Source organism: Staphylococcus sp. B1(2026) (genome assembly GCF_058895785.1).
The window spans coordinates 1-4384 of sequence record NZ_JBZXTS010000071.1 but is presented as its reverse complement, the minus strand read 5'-3'; the positions used below and the strand labels follow the sequence as shown (position 1 = coordinate 4384).

4 protein-coding genes are annotated in these 4384 nt (G+C 31.0%); all 4 read right to left on the bottom strand.

The window, feature by feature from the left end; all coding sequences use genetic code 11:
• Window positions 1-50: 50 nt before the first annotated feature.
• The 4 genes from AC5EAH_RS07750 to AC5EAH_RS07735 all read right to left on the bottom strand — a co-directional run bounded on the left by AC5EAH_RS07750 (window position 51) and on the right by AC5EAH_RS07735 (window position 4286).
• Window positions 51-590, bottom strand: coding sequence for a glycerol-3-phosphate responsive antiterminator (locus AC5EAH_RS07750; protein WP_493494207.1), 540 nt, complete (start codon window positions 588-590; stop codon window positions 51-53).
• Window positions 591-605: 15 nt separating this feature from the next.
• Complete coding sequence (mutL, locus tag AC5EAH_RS07745; protein ID WP_493494206.1) at window positions 606-2453, bottom strand: DNA mismatch repair endonuclease MutL; 1848 nt, start codon at window positions 2451-2453, stop codon at window positions 606-608.
• A gap of 72 nt (window positions 2454-2525) precedes the next feature.
• Window positions 2526-2960 (bottom strand): hypothetical protein, encoded by a 435-nt coding sequence (locus AC5EAH_RS07740; protein WP_493494205.1) that lies wholly within the window; start codon window positions 2958-2960, stop codon window positions 2526-2528.
• Window positions 2961-2987: 27 nt separating this feature from the next.
• Window positions 2988-4286, bottom strand: coding sequence for a DRTGG domain-containing protein (locus AC5EAH_RS07735; protein WP_493494204.1), 1299 nt, complete (start codon window positions 4284-4286; stop codon window positions 2988-2990).
• Window positions 4287-4384 lie beyond the last annotated feature (98 nt).

Genomic DNA, 4384 nt, shown 5'->3' with positions numbered 1-4384 from the left:
AATTTTGTTCATCAACACTCTTTGACAAAGAGCCACAAAAATCTATTACTTTACCACAATTCATGATGAGAAGTTGTCACGCACATCACACCGGATGATAATGCTTGTTCCATATGACATTTTTTTGTAATTAAACCACCAGCAATAATAGGGATATTTGTTTGTTCATGAATTAAAGCCATTATCTCTGGCATTAAACCAGGTAAAATTTCAACTGCATCTGGCTGGCAATAATGAATTTGTTTAATGGCCTTAGTCAAGGCTACTGAATCAAGTAAAAATATTCTAAGTATCGTTTTACACTTCTGTTGTTTCGCTTTGTTAATTACCGAAGGTTTCGTTGAAATAATACCGTATGGTTTTAACTTTTGGCAAACAAATTCAACAGCAGCATCGTCACTTGTTAATCCTTGTATTAAATCATGATGTACTAAAACTTGTTTATTATATTTTTTAGATAAAGCTATCCAAGCAGCAATTTGGCCAATATGTGTTTCTAAAAACACACCGTATTTTTTATCACTCTTGCAAAACATTTCTAAACTTTTCGCAGATTTAATTGCAGGTATAATAGATTGTTCTTCAAACATAAATTCTCACTTTCTTTACATACTTCTTTTAAACATTTTTTCTAAATCATAATTAGAAAAATTAACAATAATTGGACGTCCATGCGGACAAGTATAAGGTTCTATACAATGATTTAACTGTGCTAATAAATCTTCCATTTCATATTTTTGTAAATATTTATTCGCTTTAATTGAACGTTTACAGCTCATCATAATTGCAGAATCTTCTCTTAATTTTTTAATATCTACTTTTTGATGTTCCAAAAGATATTCAATCATATCTCTAATAAATTGTTCCGCTTCTTGAGCAGGCATCCACGTAGGATATTCTTTAACTACTAAAGTATTAACACCAAAACTTTCTAAAAAGACACCGACTTCATGTAACTGTGGTAATAATTCCATTAAGCGTAAATAATCATCTTGTGCCACATGATAAGTAATTGGGAGTAATAAACTTTGTACATCTTTAGGTGGATGTGCAAGTTTCTCACGATAATATTCGAATTTAATCCTCTCTTGTGCTGCATGTTGATCAATTAAATATAAACCTTTGTCCCCTTGTGCCACAATATAAGTTTTATGTAACTGTCCAATAACTTCTAATAACGGTAAGTTGTGACGTTGCACGACTTCTGATTGCTCTTTAATAATATCAGGTTGTTGATAAGCAAATGGTTCTTGATAAATATTAGTTGAAGTCGTTGGTGATACTACCGCTTCATTATTTTGATTAGTAATGGCGTCATGATCTTCTATATCGGTAGTTGCTTCAACTTCATCGTCAACTTGATGAGGTATCCCCTCGTCATGAGATACAATTTCAAATAAATCTTGTTGTTCAGTCATTAATACTGGCTTTTTTTTCTCAATAACTGTTTGCGCATCAGCTATATAATCATAATTTTTTAATACTTCTCTAATTGTTTGCATCAATAATTGTTGTAATTCTTTTTCTTTAGAAAGTCTCACTTCTTGCTTCGTTGGATGAACATTGACATCTACTAATATTGCATCCATCTTTATATTGATATAGGCAATTGGAAAACGATGAATGGGCAACAATTGATTATAACCTTCTTGAATTGCTTTTGTAATACCAATATTTTTAATGTATCTACCATTAATAAATATACTCATATAATGTCGATTAGCCCGTGTTTCTTCAGGTAAGGAAATATACCCTTCTATTTCATAATCATCATTAGCACCAACAATTTTTAACATATTTCTAGCAATTTGTGGACTATAGATAACCGCTAACACTTGTTGAATATTACCATTACCACTCGTTTGTAATAAAGTTTTATGTTCATTAGCTAATTTAAATGAGATATTAGGATAACCCAATGCTAAACGATTAATAATATCTGTAATATTGCCTAATTCAGTGGCTAAAGTTTTAACATATTTTAATCTAGCAGGTGTATTATAAAATAATTGTTCTACTTTAATGCGTGTTCCTTTACGTGCATGACTCACTTCATTAGATTTTAGTTCGCCACCTTCTAAATATAATGTGACTCCTTGATGTTGGTCTGCACAAGTTTCTAAAGTTACCTTACTTACTGACGCAATCGAAGCTAATGCCTCACCTCTAAATCCTAAAGTTTTAATATGAAACAAATCATAATCTTCTACAATTTTACTCGTTGCATGTCTACCAAATGCTAATACGGCATCTTCAGCATCCATTCCTTCTCCATTATCAATAATTTCTATTGACTGTAAACCCGCTTCTTGTAAATAGATTTCAATTTGAGTACTACCCGCATCAATTGCATTTTCGACTAGTTCTTTGACAACTGAAGCTGGTCTTTCAACGACTTCACCTGCAGCAATCTTATTAGATAAAATAGCTGATAATTGTTTAATTTTTGCCAAGATGACTCCTCCCATAAATAATTATTATTCACATTCTATCACACTACTATAGATAAACATACCTATTTTAATTTACCATTGATTAATCTCATTAGTCATTCTTAATTGCCATTGTGTAATAAATTGATCCAATGTTAACTGTTGATTAACTAACTCATCTTGCCACACAAAATGAGATTGCCATTCATTTGTACGACAATCATATCTTAATTGAATAAAAGCATAATTTGCTACATCTGTTTCTTTGAATAATTCATTAATATATTTAATAATTTGTGGCCCTTGTGATAGTAATTGACTGCTTATCGCTTGTTTATTATTTAATTGATTGACATTGATCCAATGATCTTGGTAATAAAATAGTGACATTTCCTCTTGTTGCTGACAACAATTAAGCACAGTAAACGCTTGTTCAATTGAAGGTGGTGCAACTTTAATGACATTAGTTAAAACTTTTTGTATTAATTGATGATACTGTTCCATTGCTTGCTGACGATTTAATTTCATATTTTCACTTACCTTCATCGCTTTCTTTTAAATTCTAGAAAATGTTTGACAAGTTATAATTGCCTTACCTATCATTTCATCTCTTACATATAATTCTACATCTAATTTGGCGGATTTACGCCCAAAATCCAAAATCATTGTCCGTGTATTAATTTGATCATTTAATGATACCGTGCGTAAAAAATAGATCGATATATTATCTATTAATACTTCATGACGATTATAATTATAAGCTGCATAATGTACCGCTTCATTAATAATACTCATTAATACACCACGTGATACTGTACCAAACTGATCTAACATTTGAGGTAATACTTTAATTTGTAAACCTTCTGGACGTTTTACCACGACACGTCTAACAATTTCATCAAATGTGTCACTATTTTGTGGTTGACGTGAGGTAGACATTAATGCTTTAAATACAATTTGACGAGATACTAAACCTAATAATTCATTATGATTATCAATAACTGGGACTAATTCAATACCCTCTGCTAACATCGTATAAGCGACCGTGGAAATTGGTGTCGTTAAAGAAGTCGTAATAATCCCTTGTTTCATAATTTGACGAATAGGTGTATGATGATCAACATCTACAATATCTCTAGGTGTAATGATCCCAACTAATTTATTATGATCGTTTAAAACTGGAAATCTGGTATGACCTGTTTTTTTACGTTGTTCATACCATGTTGCGACACTATCTGTTAATTTTAAATAATGAATATCTTGTGAAGCTAACATAATATTTTCAACTGTAAGTATCTCTTTTTTAATCAATTGATCATTCGTCGCACGATTAATTAAATGAGCGACTGAAAAAGAGTCATGACTTGTTACAATAATAGGTAAGTTATTTGAATTTGCAATAGTTTTTAATTCTTCAGGTGGGAAGAACCCACCTGTCATCAAAATAGCACATCCTAAATCAATTGCTTCTTTTATCACATCTAATCTATTACCTACAATTAATAAAGTACCTTCATGAATATGATTTTTGACTTGTTCTTTATCCATCGCCGCAATAGCAAAATCTTTAACAACATTGTGCAAGCCATTTCGTCCTGCTACTAATTGCCCTTCTACAATATTAACAATTTCAGCATAATTTAATTGTTCAATATTATCACGTTCTTTTTTTTGAATTCTAACTGTTCCCACACGTTCAATCGAAGAAACATAGCCTTTATTCTCTGCTTCTTTCATAGCACGATAGGCTGTTCCTTCACTCACATTTAACTCTTTTGCGATTTGTCTAACTGAAATTTTACTTCCAATGCTTAGTGATTCAATATATGTAAGTATCAATTGATGCTTAGACAAGACGATCACCTTCCTTTTTCTAATTGCGTGACATTATTATATAACAATTTTAATATTTACGTAAAGATTTTAAGTTAGTGTAAAGTTTTTGTTGGTCG

Coding starts and splice junctions, on each gene's coding strand:
- AC5EAH_RS07740 (WP_493494205.1), bottom strand. CDS start 2,960: ATGAAATTAAATCGTCAGCAAGCAATGGAACAGTATCATCAATTAATA.
- AC5EAH_RS07750 (WP_493494207.1), bottom strand. CDS start 590: ATGTTTGAAGAACAATCTATTATACCTGCAATTAAATCTGCGAAAAGT.